Annotated in this window: 11 protein-coding genes; all 11 read right to left on the bottom strand. The window is 62.5% G+C overall.

All coding sequences use genetic code 11. The annotated features are described in order from the left end of the window. Complete coding sequence (locus QRN54_RS09650; RefSeq protein ID WP_003941914.1) at positions 1-3,957, bottom strand: DNA-directed RNA polymerase subunit beta'; 3,957 nt, start codon at positions 3,955-3,957, stop codon at positions 1-3. Positions 3,958-4,074: 117 nt separating this feature from the next. Continuing rightward, the gene (gene rpoB / locus QRN54_RS09645; protein WP_003942068.1) at positions 4,075-7,581 is read right to left on the bottom strand and encodes a DNA-directed RNA polymerase subunit beta; all 3,507 of its coding nucleotides are present in this window, start codon (positions 7,579-7,581) and stop codon (positions 4,075-4,077) included. 462 nt (positions 7,582-8,043) lie between these two features. Continuing rightward, positions 8,044-8,907, bottom strand: a complete 864-nt coding sequence (locus QRN54_RS09640) for a hypothetical protein (RefSeq protein ID WP_285181895.1) — start codon at positions 8,905-8,907, stop codon at positions 8,044-8,046. Between the two features lie 45 nt (positions 8,908-8,952). Further along, positions 8,953-9,681 (bottom strand): hypothetical protein, encoded by a 729-nt coding sequence (locus tag QRN54_RS09635; protein WP_204856321.1) that lies wholly within the window; start codon positions 9,679-9,681, stop codon positions 8,953-8,955. 99 nt (positions 9,682-9,780) lie between these two features. Further along, positions 9,781-11,028, bottom strand: coding sequence for an MCE family protein (locus tag QRN54_RS09630; RefSeq protein ID WP_003942085.1), 1,248 nt, complete (start codon positions 11,026-11,028; stop codon positions 9,781-9,783). Beyond that, positions 11,025-12,302, bottom strand: coding sequence for an MCE family protein (locus tag QRN54_RS09625; protein ID WP_003941859.1), 1,278 nt, complete (start codon positions 12,300-12,302; stop codon positions 11,025-11,027). The genes QRN54_RS09630 and QRN54_RS09625 overlap by 4 nt, the downstream gene beginning before the upstream one ends. After that, positions 12,299-13,552, bottom strand: coding sequence for an MCE family protein (locus QRN54_RS09620; RefSeq protein ID WP_285181894.1), 1,254 nt, complete (start codon positions 13,550-13,552; stop codon positions 12,299-12,301). The genes QRN54_RS09625 and QRN54_RS09620 overlap by 4 nt, the downstream gene beginning before the upstream one ends. Beyond that, positions 13,552-14,547, bottom strand: a complete 996-nt coding sequence (locus QRN54_RS09615; RefSeq protein ID WP_003942053.1) for an MCE family protein — start codon at positions 14,545-14,547, stop codon at positions 13,552-13,554. The genes QRN54_RS09620 and QRN54_RS09615 overlap by 1 nt, the downstream gene beginning before the upstream one ends. After that, complete coding sequence (locus QRN54_RS09610; protein ID WP_003941932.1) at positions 14,544-15,623, bottom strand: MCE family protein; 1,080 nt, start codon at positions 15,621-15,623, stop codon at positions 14,544-14,546. Before QRN54_RS09610 ends, QRN54_RS09615 begins: the two co-directional genes overlap by 4 nt. Further along, positions 15,620-16,981 carry an MCE family protein gene (locus QRN54_RS09605; RefSeq protein WP_003942007.1) on the bottom strand — a complete coding sequence of 454 codons (1,362 nt, stop codon included), beginning with the start codon at positions 16,979-16,981 and terminating at the stop codon, positions 15,620-15,622. The genes QRN54_RS09610 and QRN54_RS09605 overlap by 4 nt, the downstream gene beginning before the upstream one ends. Beyond that, entirely contained in the window at positions 16,978-17,838 is an 861-nt protein-coding gene (locus QRN54_RS09600; protein ID WP_003941894.1) for an MlaE family ABC transporter permease, read from the bottom strand. The genes QRN54_RS09605 and QRN54_RS09600 overlap by 4 nt, the downstream gene beginning before the upstream one ends. Positions 17,839-17,841: the final 3 nt, after the last annotated feature.

Below are 17,841 nucleotides of genomic sequence, written 5' to 3'. Positions count from 1 at the left end.
TTAGCGGTAGTCGTTGCTGAAGCCGTAGTCGTCCAGCGGAACTGCAGCACCGGTGTTCTGGCCGAAGCCGTCCGGGCTGTAGTACTGGTCGTCGTACGACGGCACTGCGTAAGCAGCGGCGCGTGCCTCTTCGGTGGGCTGAACCTGGATGTTGCGGTAACGGTTGATACCGGTACCGGCAGGGATCAGCTTGCCGATGATGACATTTTCCTTCAGACCGATCAGCTTGTCCGAGCGGCAGTTGATAGCCGCGTCGGTCAAGACACGAGTGGTCTCCTGGAACGATGCCGCGGACAGCCACGAATCCGTCGCGAGCGACGCCTTCGTGATACCCATGAGCACCGGACGGCCGGCTGCGGGCTCGCCACCCTCGGCGACAACGCGGCGGTTTGCCGACTCGAACTCGGCGCGCTCGGTGAGCGAACCGGGCAGGAACTCGGTGGCACCGGAATCGATGATCGTCACGCGACGAAGCATCTGGCGCACGATGACCTCGATGTGCTTGTCGTGGATCGACACACCCTGGCTCCGGTACACCTCCTGGACCTCGTTGACCAAGTGGATCTGAACCTGACGCGGACCCATGACTCGCAGGACCTCGTGGGGATCGGCAGCACCTTCCATGAGCTGCTGTCCGACCTCGACGTGGTCACCGTCAGCCAAGAGGCTTTCGCGACCGTCGGCGTGCTTGAAGACACGCAGACGCTGACGCTTGCTGAGCTTGTCGTAGACAACCTCTTCGCCGCCGTCGTCCGGAACGATGGTGATCTTGTAGAAACGATCGCCGTCTTCGAGCTGTACCCGACCGGTGACGTCCGCGATAGGAGCCTTGCCCTTGGGCACACGTGCCTCGAACAGCTCCTGGACACGCGGCAGACCGCCGGTGATGTCATCTCCTGCGACACCACCCTGGTGGAAGGTACGCATGGTCAGCTGGGTACCGGGCTCACCGATCGACTGTGCGGCGACGATACCGACAGCCTCACCGATGTCGACCAGCTTGCCGGTGGCCATCGAGCGGCCGTAGCAAGTGGCGCAAACGCCGGTGCCGGTGGTGCAGGTCAGGACCGAGCGGACCTTGACCGTCGTGATGCCGGCTTCGAGCAGAGCATCGATCGCGGGGTCACCGAGATCGTGGCCACGCTCGACGATGACGGTGCCGTTCGCGTCGACTGCATCGGCCGCCAAGGTACGGGCGTACGTGCTGGTCTCCACGTGAGCATCGCGGATCATCGTGCCGTCGGCCTGCTTCTCAGCGATCGTGGTGACGATGCCGCGCTCTGTTCCACAGTCGACCTCGCGGACGATGACGTCCTGCGAAACGTCCACCAGACGACGGGTCAGGTAACCCGAGTCGGCGGTGCGGAGTGCGGTATCGGCCAGACCCTTACGAGCACCGTGCGTGTTGATGAAGTACTCGAGAACGGTCAGGCCTTCCTTGAAGGAAGACTTGATCGGACGCGGGATGAACTCACCCTTCGGGTTTGTCACCAGGCCCTTCATACCGGCGAGCGAGCGAACCTGAGTCATGTTGCCGGCTGCGCCGGACTTCACGATCATCGGGATCGGGTTGCTGTCGGGGAAGTGAGCCTCCATGGCCTTGCCGACCTTGTCGGTCGCTTCCTGCCAAATGGTGACCAGAGCGCTGTTGCGCTCCTTCTTGTCCAGAGCACCACGCTGGTACTGCTTCTCGATCTTGTCGGCCTGAGCCTCGAAGTCCTCGATGATGGCAGGCTTCTCCGGCGGCACGAGCACGTCGGAGATCGAGACCGTGACACCCGAACGGGTGGCCCAGTAGAACCCGACGTCCTTGAGCTTGTCGACGGTCTGAGCAACCACGATCATCGGGTACCGCTCGGCGAGATCGTTGATGATCGTCGCCTGGCGCTTCTTCGGCATCTGCTCGTTGACGAACGGGTAGTCCGCCGGAAGCAGCTCGTTGAAGAGCACACGGCCGAGTGTCGTGGTGGCGGTCCAGCCGTCACCGTAGTTCCAGCCCTCGGGGAACAGTTCGTTCTCGAGGTCGCGCGGCGGACGCTGCTGCGTCAGACGCACCTTGATCTGAGCCTGAACCGAGAGCGCGCCGCGATCGACTGCCATCTGAGCCTCGGCGGGCGAGGAGTACACGCCCTGCTCTGCCTCGTCGTTGGTCGGAGCAACGAGCTCACCGGTGACACCCTCGTCGAGACGGGTCAGGTGGAACAGACCCGTGACCATGTCCAGACGCGGCATGGCGAGCGGGCGACCCGAAGCAGGCGAGAGGATGTTGTTCGAGGACAGCATCAGGATGCGTGCCTCGGCCTGAGCCTCTGCCGACAGCGGGAGGTGAACAGCCATCTGGTCACCGTCGAAGTCGGCGTTGAAGGCCTCACACACCAGCGGGTGGAGCTGAATGGCCTTGCCCTCGACGAGCTGCGGCTCGAATGCCTGGATACCCAGACGGTGCAGCGTAGGTGCACGGTTGAGCAGCACGGGGTGCTCGGCGATGACCTCTTCGAGGACGTCCCACACCTGGACGCGCTTGCGCTCGACCATGCGCTTTGCCGACTTGATGTTCTGCGCGTGGTTCAGATCGACCAGACGCTTCATCACGAACGGCTTGAACAGCTCGAGAGCCATCAGCTTGGGCAGACCACACTGGTGCAGCTTGAGCTGAGGACCGACGACGATGACGGAACGACCCGAGTAGTCGACGCGCTTACCGAGCAGGTTCTGACGGAAGCGACCCTGCTTGCCCTTGAGCAGATCGCTCAGGGACTTCAGCGGGCGGTTACCCGGTCCGGTGACCGGACGTCCACGACGACCGTTGTCGAACAGGGCGTCGACCGACTCCTGCAGCATCCGCTTCTCGTTGTTGACGATGATCTCGGGAGCACCGAGGTCGATCAGTCGCTTGAGGCGGTTGTTGCGGTTGATGACGCGGCGGTACAGGTCGTTGAGGTCGGACGTCGCGAAACGTCCACCGTCGAGCTGAACCATCGGGCGAAGCTCCGGCGGGATCACCGGAACAGCGTTGAGGACCATGCCCATCGGCGAGTTGCCGTTGGTCTGGAATGCCGCAACCACCTTGAGGCGCTTGAGTGCACGCAGCTTCTTCTGGCCCTTGCCGCTGCGGATGGTCTCGCGGAGAGACTCTGCCTCGGCGTCGAGGTCGAAGTTCTGCATCAGGATCTGGATGGACTCTGCGCCCATCGCACCCGTGAAGTACTCGCCGTAACGGTCGACCAGCTCGCGGTACAGGAGCTCGTCGATGATGAGCTGCTTGACGCTCAGCTTGGTGAAGGTGGTCCAGATCTCGTCGAGACGATCCAGCTCACGCTGCGCGCGGTCACGGAGCTGACGCATTTCGCGCTCGCCGCCGTCCTTGACCTTGCGGCGGACATCGGACTTCGCGCCCTCTGCCTCGAGCTCGGCGATGTCGGCTTCGAGCTTCTGCGCACGTGCCTCGAGATCGGCGTCGCGCTGATCTGCGACGGTCTTCTTCTCGACCTGCATCTCGGCTTCGAGGGTGGACAGCTCGTTGTGACGGAGCTCCTCGTCGACACCGACGATGACGTAGGCAGCGAAGTAGATGATCTTTTCGAGATCCTTCGGAGCCAGGTCGAGCAGGTAACCGAGACGGCTCGGAACACCCTTGAAGTACCAGATGTGCGTGACCGGTGCGGCCAGTTCGATGTGACCCATGCGCTCACGACGAACCTTGGCGCGAGTGACCTCGACGCCACAGCGCTCACAGATGATGCCCTTGAAGCGGACACGCTTGTACTTACCGCAGTAGCACTCCCAGTCCCGAGTGGGGCCGAAGATCTTCTCGCAGAAGAGGCCGTCCTTCTCGGGCTTGAGCGTGCGGTAGTTGATGGTCTCCGGCTTCTTGACCTCGCCGTAGGACCAATTGCGGATGTCCTCTGCACTGGCCAAGCCAATGCGGAGTTCATCGAAGAAGTTGACGTCGAGCACGTAACTTCCTTTCCCCGTTGGGGTTACGGTTGCCGGTCACCCGGCAACCTGACTGCCAATTCAAATGTGAACTACGCCCCCGGGCCGCTCTTTCAAGAGCAACCCGGGGACCGAAACCTAGTTCGCGAGGTCGTCGACCGTCGCAGCTTCGTTCCTGGACAGGTTGATGCCCAGGTTCGCTGCGGCCCGCTCCAAGTCCTCGTCGTCGCCGTCCGCCATCGTGATGGCCGCGCCGTCCGAGGACAGCACCTCCACGTTGAGGCAGAGCGACTGGAGCTCCTTGAGGAGCACCTTGAACGACTCGGGGATGCCGGGTTCGGGGATGTTCTCGCCCTTGACGATGGCTTCGTACACCTTGACTCGACCGACCACGTCGTCAGACTTGATGGTCAGCAGTTCCTGCAGCGTGTAAGCCGCGCCGTAGGCCTGCATCGCCCAGCACTCCATCTCACCGAAGCGCTGGCCACCGAACTGGGCCTTACCACCGAGAGGCTGCTGCGTGATCATCGAGTACGGACCGGTCGAACGAGCGTGGATCTTGTCGTCGACCAAGTGGTGCAGCTTGATGATGTACATGTAACCGACCGAGACCGGGTACGGGAACGGCTCGCCGGAGCGGCCGTCGAACAAGGTGGCCTTTCCGTCGGGTCCGACCATCTGCTCGCCGTCACGGTTCGGCAGCGTCGCGCCGAGGAGACCGGTGAGCTCGTCTTCCTTCGCACCGTCGAACACCGGGGTGGCGATGTTCGAGTCGGCCGGAGCGGACAGCATCTCTTCCGGCAGGGTCGCAGCCCAGTCGGGACGAGAGCCGTCGGACGCGATCTGAACGTTCCAGCCGGTCTTGCCGATCCACCCGAGGTGGGTCTCCAAGACCTGACCGATGTTCATACGACGCGGGACGCCGTGCGTGTTCAAGATGATGTCGACAGGCGTGCCGTCCGAGAGGAACGGCATGTCTTCCTGCGGCAGGATCTTGCCGATGACGCCCTTGTTACCGTGGCGGCCGGCGAGCTTGTCGCCGTCCTGGATCTTGCGCTTCTGTGCCACGTAGACGCGGACCAGCTCGTTGACACCGGGAGGCAGATCGTCGTCTTCGTCACGTGAGAACACGCGGATTCCGATGACCTTGCCGGTCTCACCGTGAGGAACCTTGAGGGACGTGTCACGAACCTCGCGAGCCTTCTCACCGAAGATGGCGCGAAGGAGGCGCTCTTCGGGGGTCAGCTCGGTCTCGCCCTTCGGCGTGACCTTTCCGACCAGCACGTCGCCGTCACGAACCTCGGCACCGATACGGATGATGCCGCGCTCGTCGAGGTCGGCGAGGACCTCGTCGGAGACGTTCGGGATGTCGCGAGTGATTTCCTCGGCACCGAGCTTGGTGTCGCGGGCATCGATCTCGTGCTCCTCGATGTGAATCGAGGTCAGGACGTCCTCTTCCACGAGACGCTGCGACAGAATGATCGCGTCCTCGTAGTTGTGGCCTTCCCACGGCATGATCGCGACGAGCAAGTTCTTACCCAGCGCCATCTCACCGTTCTCGGTGCAAGGACCGTCGGCCAGAACCTGGCCGGCCTCGACACGCTGTCCCTCGTCCACGATCGGACGCTGGTTGGCGCACGTGCCCTGGTTGGAACGCGCGAACTTGCGCATCCGGTACGTCTTGCGGCTTCCGTCGTCAGCCATCACCGTGACGTAGTCCGCGGAGATCTCCTCCACGACACCGGTCTTCTCGGTGATGATGACGTCGCCGGCATCCACAGCTGCACGCAGCTCCATGCCGGTACCGACGAGAGGTGCCTCGCTGCGAACCAGCGGGACAGCCTGACGCTGCATGTTCGCGCCCATCAGGGCACGGTTTGCATCGTCGTGCTCGAGGAACGGAATCATCGCGGTTGCGACGGACACCATCTGACGCGGCGAAACGTCCATGTAGTCGATGTCGGAGGACGCGACGAACTCGACCTCGCCACCCTTACGGCGGACGAGAATCTTCGAGTCGGTGAAGCGACCCTCGCGGTCGATGGCCGAGTTGGCCTGCGCGACCACGTGGCGGTCTTCTTCGTCAGCGGTCAGGTAGTCGACCTCGTCGGTCACCTGTCCGTCGACGACGCGACGGTACGGGGTCTCGATGAAACCGAACGGGTTGACGCGGGCGTAGACCGACAGCGAACCGATCAGGCCGATGTTCGGGCCTTCCGGGGTCTCGATCGGGCACATGCGGCCGTAGTGCGACGGGTGAACGTCGCGAACCTCGAGGCCGGCGCGCTCACGGGACAGACCACCCGGGCCGAGGGCGGACAGACGACGCTTGTGCGTCAGCCCCGACAGCGGGTTGTTCTGGTCCATGAACTGCGACAGCTGGGAGGTTCCGAAGAACTCCCTGATCGCAGCGACGACGGGACGGATGTTGATCAGCGTCTGAGGCGTGATTGCCTCGACGTCCTGTGTGGTCATGCGCTCACGAACCACACGCTCCATGCGGGACAGGCCCACGCGGATCTGGTTCTGGATGAGCTCGCCGACGGTACGCAGACGACGGTTGCCGAAGTGGTCGATGTCGTCGACCTCGACGGGAACCTCGACGCCGCCCGGAGCCGTCATCGAGGTGTCACCTGCGTGCAGACGCACGAGGTACTCGACGGTGGCGACGATGTCTTCTTCGGTGAGCGTGGATGCAACGATCGGCTGACCCGCGTTCAGGCCGAGCTTCTTGTTGATCTTGTAACGACCCACGCGAGCGAGGTCGTAGCGCTTGTCCTTGAAGAACAGGTTCTCCAGCAGGGTCTGCGCGCTCTCCTTGGTGGGGGGCTCGCCCGGACGCAGCTTGCGGTAGATGTCGAGCAACGCCTCATCGGTGCCGGCGGTGTTGTCCTTCTCCAGCGTGGCCATGAGGATCTCGGAGAAGCCGAAGCGCTCCGTGATCTGCTCGGTGGTCCAGCCGAGTGCCTTGAGCAGGACGGTGACAGGCTGACGACGCTTGCGGTCGATACGGACACCAACGGTGTCGCGCTTGTCGACGTCGAACTCGAGCCATGCGCCGCGACCCGGGATCACCTTGACGCTGTGCAGATCCTTCTCGGTGCTCTTGTCGACGCTCATGTCGAAGTACACACCGGGGGAACGCACGAGCTGCGAGACGACCACACGCTCGGTGCCGTTGATGATGAAGGTGCCCTTGTCGGTCATCATCGGGAAATCTCCCATGAAGACCGTCTGGCTCTTGATCTCACCAGTGTTGTTGTTGATGAACTCCGCGGTGACGAACAACGGCGCCGCGTAGGTCATGTCCTTGTCTTTGCACTCGTCCGTCGAGGCCTTGACCTCGTCGAATCGAGGGTCGGAGAAGGACAGCGACATAGTGCCGTTGAAATCCTCGATCGGAGAAAGCTCCGCGAGGATGTCCTCGAGACCACCGGACACTGCATTGTCGCCGAGTGCCGCTGCTCGTTCACGCCAACTCTGCGCGCCGATCAGCCACTCGAACGAATCTGTCTGTACGTCAAGAAGCCCGGGAACTTCGAGGGGTTCGCGAACTTTCGCGAACGAAACCCTCTTCGGGGCTCCGGGGATTCCGGAAACTGCCTTGGTCTGGCTAGAGACTGCCAAGATGCGTCCTTCCAGCACCTCACGCGGGCCGCTCCGTGCTGTTGCGACCGCCGCTGTATCTGCTTCGAATTTCGCTGGTTACAACCCGAACGAAACCCGTCGCAGAAAGCAAGAAGTACTTGACTTCGCAGCGGTTGAGACGAGGGGTGGACAGGAGGCAGCCAGCGCAACGTCCAAAAGTACACCCTTACTCTGGAAATGTCGAGTCGGGTGTAACTGAGGGTCGAATTCAGATACTGACGTGAGACTGCCGATCACTCGTCCGTGCATGTTCACCGATCAGAGTGGACCTTGCGGACCGCTCCGTCAAGGGCGAGAGCGCGTGTCGCAGCATTCGAACATTCGTGACGCGCATTCGAACACTGCCACCGGGAGTGTAGCCAGCAGCGGCGTCACATACGAAAAATCTGGACCGACATCGTGCGTCGATCCAGATCTTCGCGCTGGTGCGCAGGGTGCTACTGGTCGCGAATCTCCGAGCTACTGGTCGCGAATCTCCGAGATCAGCCAGTTTCCGTCCTGCTTCTCCAGACTCACGATGACCATTCCGGAGCGAGAGTCTGCCGCCACGCCGTTCTGCGTCGAGCTGACGTTCAGTTGGGCGAGCAACTGTGCTCGGTCCTTCTCGAGCCGTGTGATCCCGATCAGCGGGACATCAGCGGTCGTTGCCGTCTGGGTTTGTTCGACGCCGGCCTTCTGCGTGTCCTTGTACTGCGTCAGCTGATCGCGCATCGACTGGTTCAGGCCCTGGACACCCTTGTCGAAATCGGCGTCGAACGTGTCGGGAGAGAACGTGAAGACTGCAGCCAACGCCGACGGCGTCACACGAAGAACCTCAGCCGTGGCGCCTTTGTCCACCCAGGCGATGTCGTCCGTCTTCGCGCCGACTTTGAAGAAGGCGATGCCGGCGAGGATCGCGACGATGACCGCTGCGGCCCCCAGGATCGCGACCAGGCGCCAACCGGCCTTGGATTGTGTAGGTGTTGTCGCCGACTCCCCCGCGCCCGTCTCCGAGGTAGCAGGGGCCTTGGGCTCGTCTGCGACGGTTTTCGCCGGTTTGGTCAGATCGGGGCCCGGTGTGGATTCCGGAGCGTCGGTTTCCGTCTTCGGCGGCTCGATGTCTCCGGACTCTGCCTTCGTGAGCGTCGGCTTCGCAACCTCCGGCTTCGCAACCTCCGGCTTCACAGCCTCCTGTGTTTCCTCTTCCGGCTGTTCGATCGTGGGCTCGACCGGATCCGAATCGGACGTCCCCGCGGGGACGTTGAGCGAGCGAGCGCTTCCCGCGATCTTCGGCCGACGGTTCTGCGGGGAGGACGGTCCGCCGGTACGACGTTTGGGTGGCATTACGCGCTTCTCCTTCGAGGGATGTCGGTGTGCAGGTTCGACGAACTACTGGCCACCGGAATCACCACCCTCGGTTGTCGGTGCGGGAGCACCGGAGGCAGGTGCCTCGGTCCCCGAACCGGGTGCGGGCGTTGCGTCAGGAGCAGGCGTGGAGCCGTCGGTGGCCGGCAGGGTGCCGGAGCCGAGATCGAGCCGAGAGCCGATCGGATCAGCCGACTGAGCCTTCCAGACCCCGTCGACCTCGACCATGCCCAGCCGCATGCCGAGCTGATTCTTGACGAACTGGTTGCCCTGGGTCGTGGTGACTCGAACGACGACCAGTGCCGTGGCGGTCCGGTCATCGGTATTGAGCTCGGTCAGCGCGGACTGAACGACTTCGGTGTCAGCCTTCGAGCCCGAGTTACGCAACTCGTCTGTGATGGAATCCTGAACGGTCTGCAGATACGTCGTCATCTCGTCACCGGTCACCGAAGAACGCATGTTCTCGATCGACTGGTCGAGATTGGCCGAATCCGCGTTGTTGAGGTTGATCGCGACTTGCTGCGCACCGATAAGCGCGTCGTCACGCATCTCGGCGGTGGTGCGGTCGGTGGTGAGCGCCCGAACGTACGGGACGCCGAACACACCGAGCACAACCACGGCCGCCAGAAGCAGGACACCGACCGCAATCAGAGACGCTGTCAGCCCCTTCGGTCTACCGGTTGTCGGCGCTCCCGATTCGACTTGCTCGGGCCCGCCGGACTGCGGGGAACTGTTTCTCTGAATCACACTCACTACCCTACTTACCTGTTTTGCCCAGCCTCTGGCCGCGAATCGTCAACTGCCACAACTCAGTAGCCTGAACTGCACAAACTCGACCACATTCGGATCGGTCTACTTCGGTGTCACTCCGAGCAACGGCGCCAACTGCGTCGCGATCGGGTTGAGGTTCAACTTGTCCGGATCGACCTTCGGCTTGAAGTCCCAAGGCTGGATCGTGTCGGGATCGGCGTACACCACGCGGTTGGCACTGCGGACGCCCGTCTCGCTGCCCAGCGGCGTCTCACACGACGCGGCGGTGTTGAGCGGGAAGTCCTGCTGGGTGTCGTCGAAATTGGGATTCTGACGCTTCATCTCGTCCAGGATCGCCATGGTGCCTTCGTAACCCACCGTGCACGAGAGCGGATTGTTGGTCTCCAGCACCAAGCCCTGATGGACCGTTCCGTCGCCGGGAGCAACCGTCGGTGCGGCAGCGGCCAGACCGGGAAGGAAGATCAGGAACGGCTGCAGCGCGATCGTTCGCGGCGCAAGCGTCTTGGTGGTCGCGGCAAGATTGGTCAGGTCAGTCGTCAGGCTCGGGCCCGCCTCGTTGATGAGGGCACCGATCTGATCGCTGGCCGGGATGCCGTTGTCGATCAAGCGACGGATGTCCGGATCACTGGTCCGCAACTGCGCCGTGACAGCATCGAGATCGGTACTGAACTGCTTGATCGCGGAGGACTGATCCGACTGCGTCGTCAATACCGTCTCACTGTTCCGAATCAGCGCGAGCGTCTGAGGCAGAGTGTCGAGCCCGGACTGCGAGAGACCGGACAGCGAATCGGCCAGGACCTGAATGTCCTCGCCCTTGCCGTTGAACGCTGCACCGAGTTCGACGGCGACGGTGTGGAGCGCGTCGACGGGCACGGACTTGACCAAGCCGTTGGCACTGGTCAGCACATCCTCGATCGGGATCGGAGTTGTGGTGTCCCCCACCGCGATCACCGAGCCGTCCTCGAGAAACGGTCCCTGGTCGGTATCGGGCTGAAGGTCGACGTACTGCTCACCGATGGCGGAGCGGTTGGCCACGACGGCACGGGCCGACGCGGGAATCTCCGGAGCACTGTTGTCGATCTTCAGGTCGACCTGAATTCCGTCCTCGGTCAACGACATGTCGCCCACTCGCCCGACCGGCACGCCGCGATACGTCACCTCGGCGTTGGTGAAAATTCCACCGGACGTGGCCAATTCGGTCTTGACCGTGTACTGACCGAACCCCATGAGGTTGTCCAGGCGCACGTACTTGGCGCCGACGTAGATGAGACCCAGGAGCGCAACCACGACAAAGCCGACGAGCTGCCATCTGACCAGAGCTGATCTCACTGTCCATCACCGCCGATTCCGAACTGTTCCAGCATTCCCTGGATGGGGTTGAGTGGGTTCGCCGCGGGCGCCGGCGTTGCCGGGTCACCCGCTGTTGTGGCGGGAAGGCCGGCGACAACGGGAACCTGCGGCAGGATCGGAGCGATCGGCAGCAGTGACACTGTCGGCCAGCCCGGTCGCGGTCCGTTGCCGTTGTAGTACGGGTTGGAGGGGTCGACCACCGGCTTGGGATTGCCGAACTTGGGCTGGCGGTATTCCGGTTCTCCCTGCCCGACACCGAGACCCGAGAGTGTATTGCCGATCTGCAGGTCGACACTCAGGAAGAGGTTGACGGAACCACCCTGTGCAATCTTCTCGACACCGTCCGGGAACGGGAACGTCGGAAGGAACGGAAGTGCCCCCACGAAGTCGTCACCGGAGTCTGCGAGCGCCTGCAGCGTCGGACGCAGAGCCTGAAGATCAGCGATCAGATCGTCCTTGGACTGTGTGAGGACGTCGGTTCCCACTGTTCCGAGTCGATCCACCTGAGCGAGCATCTGCGTCAGCTGCGGACGCTGCTCGTTGAGAACCTGTGTCGCAACGGGGAGTTCCTCGAGAATCTTCCCGATCTTCTCGTTCTGATCGTTGACGCGAGTCGAGAGCACATCCAGGCCGTCGAGGGCGCGTGTGATGTCGTCACGCTGCTCGTTGAGTCCACCGATGAGTGTGTTCGCCTGCTCCAGAAGACTTCTCGTCTTGCCTTCGCGACCGTCGAACGCGGCACCGAGTTCTTCGACGATGGGCTGCAACTGGCCCACACCGCCGCCGTTGAGCAGCAGCGACAATGCGCCGAGAACCTGCTCGATCTCCGTGGCGTGGCGAGTGCGATCCAGCGGAATGAGGTCACCGTCGGCCAGCTTCGCAGAGTCCGGTCCGGACGGCGGGGCCGACAGCTGGATGAACTTCTCGCCGAGCAGGTTGGTCTGCTCGACCGCGGCAATTGCGTTGGCGGGCAGATCAACCGACGAGTCGAGGATGATGCCGACGTCCGCGGTCCATCCGTCCGGTCCGACCGACACGTCGTCGACGCGACCGACGGGAACGCCGTCGACCTTCACAGCGGACTGCGGAACCAAGTCGAGCACGTCGTCGAACTGAATGGTCAAGTGCATCGGATCGGAACCCACATCAGGACCGCCGGGAAGCGGGACAGCGTAGATCCCCTCGGACGAGCAGGCTGTTGCCGAGATCAGGACGGCGCACAGTCCGGCGCCGACTATCAATGAACGCTTCACTCGCCCTCCCCGTTTCCACTGGTCAGTCGCGGTGACACGACGCCGGGCACAGTGCCCGGAACTACCTGCATCTGTCGTTCGGAACCGGCAAGGATGCCGAAGGGAAGGTTCAGGCCTGCAGCCTGATTGGCTGCGTCGGTCATCGCAGCGACGTTTGCGCACTGGTCGATAGCCGGTTGCATCTGCCTTCCCAATGCCTCGAACCGCGGATCACCGGGCAACAGCTTGCCGAGGTCCATCAACTTGCAGAGCACGCCGGCCGGGTTCTGAAGATCAGGGAACGCCAGACGTGAAGCCAGCACACCTGATTCGGCGTCGTACGAGTTGACCAGGTTGGAGATCGCCAGCGGAAGCATGGTGAGCGTGTTGGCCAGGGCTTCCTTGTTGTTCGCCAATGTCTGTGTCGGTTCGACGAGACCTGCGGTTGTCTGGACCAACTGATCGCGGTTGTCGGCCACGAACTTCGCGACGTCGCCGAGAGCAATCGAGAGCTGGTTCAGAGCGGCACCGAGATCGTCGCGCTCACCTGCCAGGAATCCGGTCAGGTCCGACAACTGCGTGTTGAACTGGCGCACCTGCTGATCGTTGGCCGCGAGAGCGCCCACAAAAGTATCCAGGTTCTTGATGGTGAGCGAGATGTTGTCACGCGAATCGTTGAGCGTCCGTGCGGCATCCGAGAGGTTGGTGATGCTGTCTCCCAACGCTTCACCGTTGCCCTCGAGGTTGGCCGCACCTGTCTCGACGAAATCGGACAGTGCTCCGTTCTTGTTGGCACCTTCAGGACCGAGAGCCGACGCGAGTTCGTCGATGCTGGAGTACAACTGGTCGACCTCGACAGGCGTCGCCGTCTTCTCGATCGGAATTACTGCACCGCTGGCCATCTTGTCGCCGCCGGTGAAGACCGGTGTCAGCTGGATGTAGCGGTCGGCAACCACCGACGGCGTGATCTGAGCGGCACTGGCACCCGCGGGAATGTCGATCCCACGATCGACACGCAGCTCGACCTTGACCTGATCTCCCTGGGGTTCGACGGATTCGACGGTGCCGACCTTGACACCGAGAACACGAACGTCGGAGCCGTCGTAGATACCCACCGACTTGTCGAAGTAGGCGGTGATCTTGGTGGTACCGGCGCGAGTGAACACCCACCACAGCGCGCCACCGATTACGAGTAACCCGATCAGAACAGCGGCGATGATCGCGACCGAGCGCTTCTTGGAGCCGCTTCCGGCTTCGGCAGTATCAGCCATCAGTTGCCTCCCAACGTACGAACGGGGTCACGGTAGCCCGGAATGTCCGGCAGACCCGGCGGAAGGAGGTTCACGACGACCTGGTCGAACCAACGGCCGTTGCCGACCACGTTGGCGTACAAGCGAATGAAGGGTTCGTAGAGCTTCAGTGCCTTGTCCAAGTTCTCGTTGTTGGCCTTCAAGATGTCGATGACGCCGTTGAGCTGCGTCAGCGCCGGCCCGATTGCCGCCTCGTTGTCACGAACGAGACCGGTGAGCTGCTGAGAGACGCGCTGAGTTCCGGTGAGCAGCTGCGAAATCGCTTGCTGGCGATTGTTGAGTTCCTGCACCAAAAGTCCGCCGTCTCGGATCAGCTGGGTGAATTCCTTGTTGCGGTCAGCAAGAATCTGCGACGTCTTCCCGGTGGCGGCGAAGAGCTTCTGCAAGTCCTGATCGCGGCTCGCGATCGTCTGCGACAGCCGACTGACACCGTCGAGCGAAGCGCGGACATCGCCAGGTGTCTCGGAAAATGCCTGGGACAACGTCTCCATGCTCTTCGCCAACTGGTCGGTGTCGATGTCGCCGACTGTGTCCGCCGCGGCCGAGAAGGCCTGAACGACGTCGTACGGAGAGGTGGTGCGCTCTAGCGGAATCCGATCCTTGGGATCGAGGTTGTCGGTTCCGCGCGGATCTAGTGCGAGGTACTTCTGTCCCAGAATGGTCTTGATCTGAATGGACGCAGAGGTTTGATCTCCCACCCACGCGTCACTGACCTTGAAGTCGACGAGAACACGGTCACCGTCGAGATCGACAGAAGTGACCTTGCCGACCTTCACGCCGGCGATACGAACCTCGTTACCAGGCTTGAGACCCGCGGCTTCGGAGAACTCGGCGGAATAGGACGAGCCTGCTCCCACGAACGGAAGCGAATCGAGGAAGAACGCGGACAAAGTGGCCAGCAGCACCACGAAGATACCGATGGCTCCGGCCATTGCCGGACTGCGACGTTTACTCATCGACCTTGCAACTCCCTCATACCGTCTTGAGTGCATCGCGTGGCCGCGTTGGTGTAAATCGGCTGATTGACCGTCGGCAGGCCGGTGGGCAGATTCAGCGACGCAGACTGTCCTGGACCGGCAACGATGTCGATTCCACACAGATAGAACTGGAACCAGGAACCGTAGCTCGCTACGCGTGCGAGCTTCTCGAGCTTGACCGGCAAGGTCTCGAGCACCGCGTTGACGTCGTCACTCCGACGATTGAGTGTGGTCGCCAATGTGTTGAGCGCCGTGATCGAGCCCTGAATCGACGGCCGCGTCGGCTCGAGCAGGTCTGCCGTCGCGTCGGTCAGGCCGGCGAGTGAGGTGACGGCCGAACCGACCACCCCACGCTCGTTGGCCAACCCGGTGACGAGTTGCTGGGTGTTGACGATAAGTGAATCGAGGTTCTTGTCGTTCGCGTTGACGGTGTCGAGAACGTCGTTGAGGTTCTTGATCACCGCGCCGATGACCGCGTCCTTGTCCGCGACGGTGTTGGTCAGGCTCGCGGTGTTGCGCACGAGCTCACTGATGGTGCCCGATTCGCCTTGGAAGACCTGGATGATCTGGTACGACAGCTTGTTGACGTCGTCCGCGCTCAGGGTGGTGAACAGCGGCTTGAAGCCGTTGAAGAGTGTCGTGAGGTTGACTGCCGGGCGCGTCTGAGACAGCGGCAGGGTATCGCCGCCGGTGATCTTCTTGCCTTGGCTGCCTTCACCTTGCGAGAGCGAGATGTACCGCTGCCCCACCAGGTTGCGGAACCGGATGGTGGCGATGGAACTGGCCGGCAACCAATCACGATCGGACACCGAGAACTGGACCTCGGCCTGGTTGTCGTTGACGATGGCAATCTTCTCGACCTGGCCGACACGAACACCGGCAATGCGGACCTCGTCGCCCTCGTTCAACGAAGTGACGTCGGAGAAGACGGCGTTGAACTTGGTGCCGCCACCGCCGCCGAGGTTGGCGATACTGGCTGCCAGCAGTCCTGTCGCCAGGACCGTCACCACAACGAAGATGATGAGCTTTGTCAGCGGAGCTGCGAGTCCTCTCATTGGACGCTCACCTCCGCACCTGCGAATGCCGGAGCGCTGACCATCGTGGTCCACGCCGGAACATCGTCCGGCGCAACACCGTTGGCCTGTCCGTAGATCACCTTCAACGTATCCTCTTCGAGTTTCGAGCCCGCGTAGCCGGCCTGCTGCGCAGGACCGCTGTTGTTGGTCGAGAACAACTGAGGTCCGGAGCCCTCGGGTGCAGGCAGGAATTCCATGGTGGCGGGACCTGGATTGCGGGAAGGAACCTGGTAGGAACCGTCACCGTACGAACCGCCGGGGTACTGCGGGAACGGACGACCGGGCTCGGTGACGTTGTCGTAGCAAACCGGGCCGCGGTTGTCGACGAGCCGTGGCTCGTCCTGGTTGGGCAGGTAGCGACCCTTGGGGTTCACGATCTGAATACTCGCACGCACACCAGGATTGGGCGCGTCGGTGGACAGGATCTTGGCAGCTTCCGGAGCGGTGTCCGAGAAGCCCTTGAACGTGCACCCGAAGGTCGGAGAGTACTGGGCCAGAAGCTGGAGAGCTTCCTTCGAATCCGCAGCGAGCGTGATGATCGAGGACGAGTTCGCTTCGAGGAAGGCTGCGGTGTCCGACGATGTCACGGTGAGCGACGCCAGCAGTGTCCGCAACTGGTCCTGCTTCTGCACCACCGTGTTACCCGTGGTCCGCAGATTGTCGAGAGCGTTGATCAGATCGGGCGCAGCGTCCGAGTACGTCTGGGAGAAGTCCGCGAACTTGCGCAGATCCTCTTGCACCGCGGGCAGTTCGGTATTGACGCCGCGGAAGATCTCCTCGAGACGATCGACCGTCAGACCGAGCTCGGCGCCGCGTCCCGTCAGACCCTGCGCGAGAGAACCGAGAGTGTTCGCCAGATCCTGCGGCGGAATCGCCTGCAGAAGTGGGAGCAGTCCGTCCAGAACGTCGCCGACCTCGACAGCATTGCCGCTCTTGTCCTGGTGGATCACCGTTCCCGCGGAAATCGGGGTCGCGGTGGTTCCCTCCGGAATGATCAGGGAGACGTAGCGCTCACCGAAAAGCGTCTTCGGGAGCAGACGCGCCGTGACGTTGGACGGAATGAGATCAGCCTTGTCCGGCTCGATCGCGAGGACCGAGGTGACCTGGCCGTCTTTCGTCGACGCGGATCGCACCTCGCCGACCAGCAGCCCACGGACCTTGACGTCCGCGTTGGGTGGCAACGCATTTCCGACTGTGTCGGTCACGAGGTCGATCTTCACGACGTCCTTGAACGTCTTGTTGAAGGTTCCGATGGTGAAGGCCAGGAACAATGCCAACACCACGAAGAACACGAGTCCGAGCACACGGCGGCGCAGGACTGACGGAGCCTCGATCATCCGGCCACCCTCACTGTCGTCGTGGTGCCCCAGATTGCGAGGCTGAGGAAGAAGTCGAGAACGGCGATCGTCACGATTGCGGCGCGAACAGCGCGGCCGACGGCCACGCCGACACCTGCGGGACCACCTGAGGCATGGAACCCGTAGTAGCAGTGGATCAGGATCAGCACGAAGGCGAATACCAGGACTTTCGCAAACGAATACAGCACGTCCTGCGGTGGCAGGAACAGGTTGAAGTAGTGGTCGTAGGAACCCGTCGACTGCCCGTTGAAGACCGTGCTGATCACTCTCGAGGCGAGGTACGCCGCAAGCAGACCCACGATGTACAGCGGGATGACGGCGACGAAACCGGCGATCATGCGCGTCGTGACCAGGAACGGCACCGACGGAACTGCCATGACCTCGAGCGCGTCGATCTCTTCGGAGATACGCATGGCACCGAGTTGGGCGGTGAAGCCACAACCAACCGTGGCCGAGAGCGCAAGAGCCGCAACGATCGGAGCGATCTCACGGGTGTTGACGTATGCGGAGAGGAAGCCGGTCAGGACCGAGCTACCCAACTGCTCCAGAGCGGCGAAGCCCTGGAGGCCGACGACGACACCGGTGAATCCGGACATCATCGCGATGACGCCGATGGTTCCGCCGATCACTGCGAGCGCACCGCTACCGAAGGTCACTTCGGCGAGTAGTCGAAGCGTCTCCTTCCGGTACCGATGCAGGGTGCGCGGGGTCCACGCGATGGCGCGCGCGTAGAACGACATCTGCTCGCCCGCGCGGTCCAACGCGTTCACTGGAATTCTGGCTACTTTGCGACTCTTCAGCAGGAACTGATCGCCGCGGCCTCGTGCGATGGTCATTTA

The organism is Rhodococcus sp. MEB032 (assembly GCF_030208925.1).
GTDB lineage: Bacteria > Actinomycetota > Actinomycetes > Mycobacteriales > Mycobacteriaceae > Rhodococcus_F > Rhodococcus_F qingshengii.
The sequence above is the reverse complement of the archived record's forward strand: the minus strand, read 5'-3'. Positions and strand labels throughout refer to the sequence as shown.

Excerpts from the sequence above, each read along its gene's own strand:
- QRN54_RS09600 (WP_003941894.1), bottom strand. The coding sequence starts at position 17,838 with ATGACCATCGCACGAGGCCGCGGCGATCAGTTCCTGCTGAAGAGTCGC.
- QRN54_RS09605 (WP_003942007.1), bottom strand. The coding sequence starts at position 16,981 with ATGATCGAGGCTCCGTCAGTCCTGCGCCGCCGTGTGCTCGGACTCGTG.
- QRN54_RS09640 (WP_285181895.1), bottom strand. The coding sequence starts at position 8,907 with ATGCCACCCAAACGTCGTACCGGCGGACCGTCCTCCCCGCAGAACCGT.
- QRN54_RS09610 (WP_003941932.1), bottom strand. The coding sequence starts at position 15,623 with ATGAGAGGACTCGCAGCTCCGCTGACAAAGCTCATCATCTTCGTTGTG.
- QRN54_RS09620 (WP_285181894.1), bottom strand. The coding sequence starts at position 13,552 with ATGGCTGATACTGCCGAAGCCGGAAGCGGCTCCAAGAAGCGCTCGGTC.
- QRN54_RS09615 (WP_003942053.1), bottom strand. The coding sequence starts at position 14,547 with ATGAGTAAACGTCGCAGTCCGGCAATGGCCGGAGCCATCGGTATCTTC.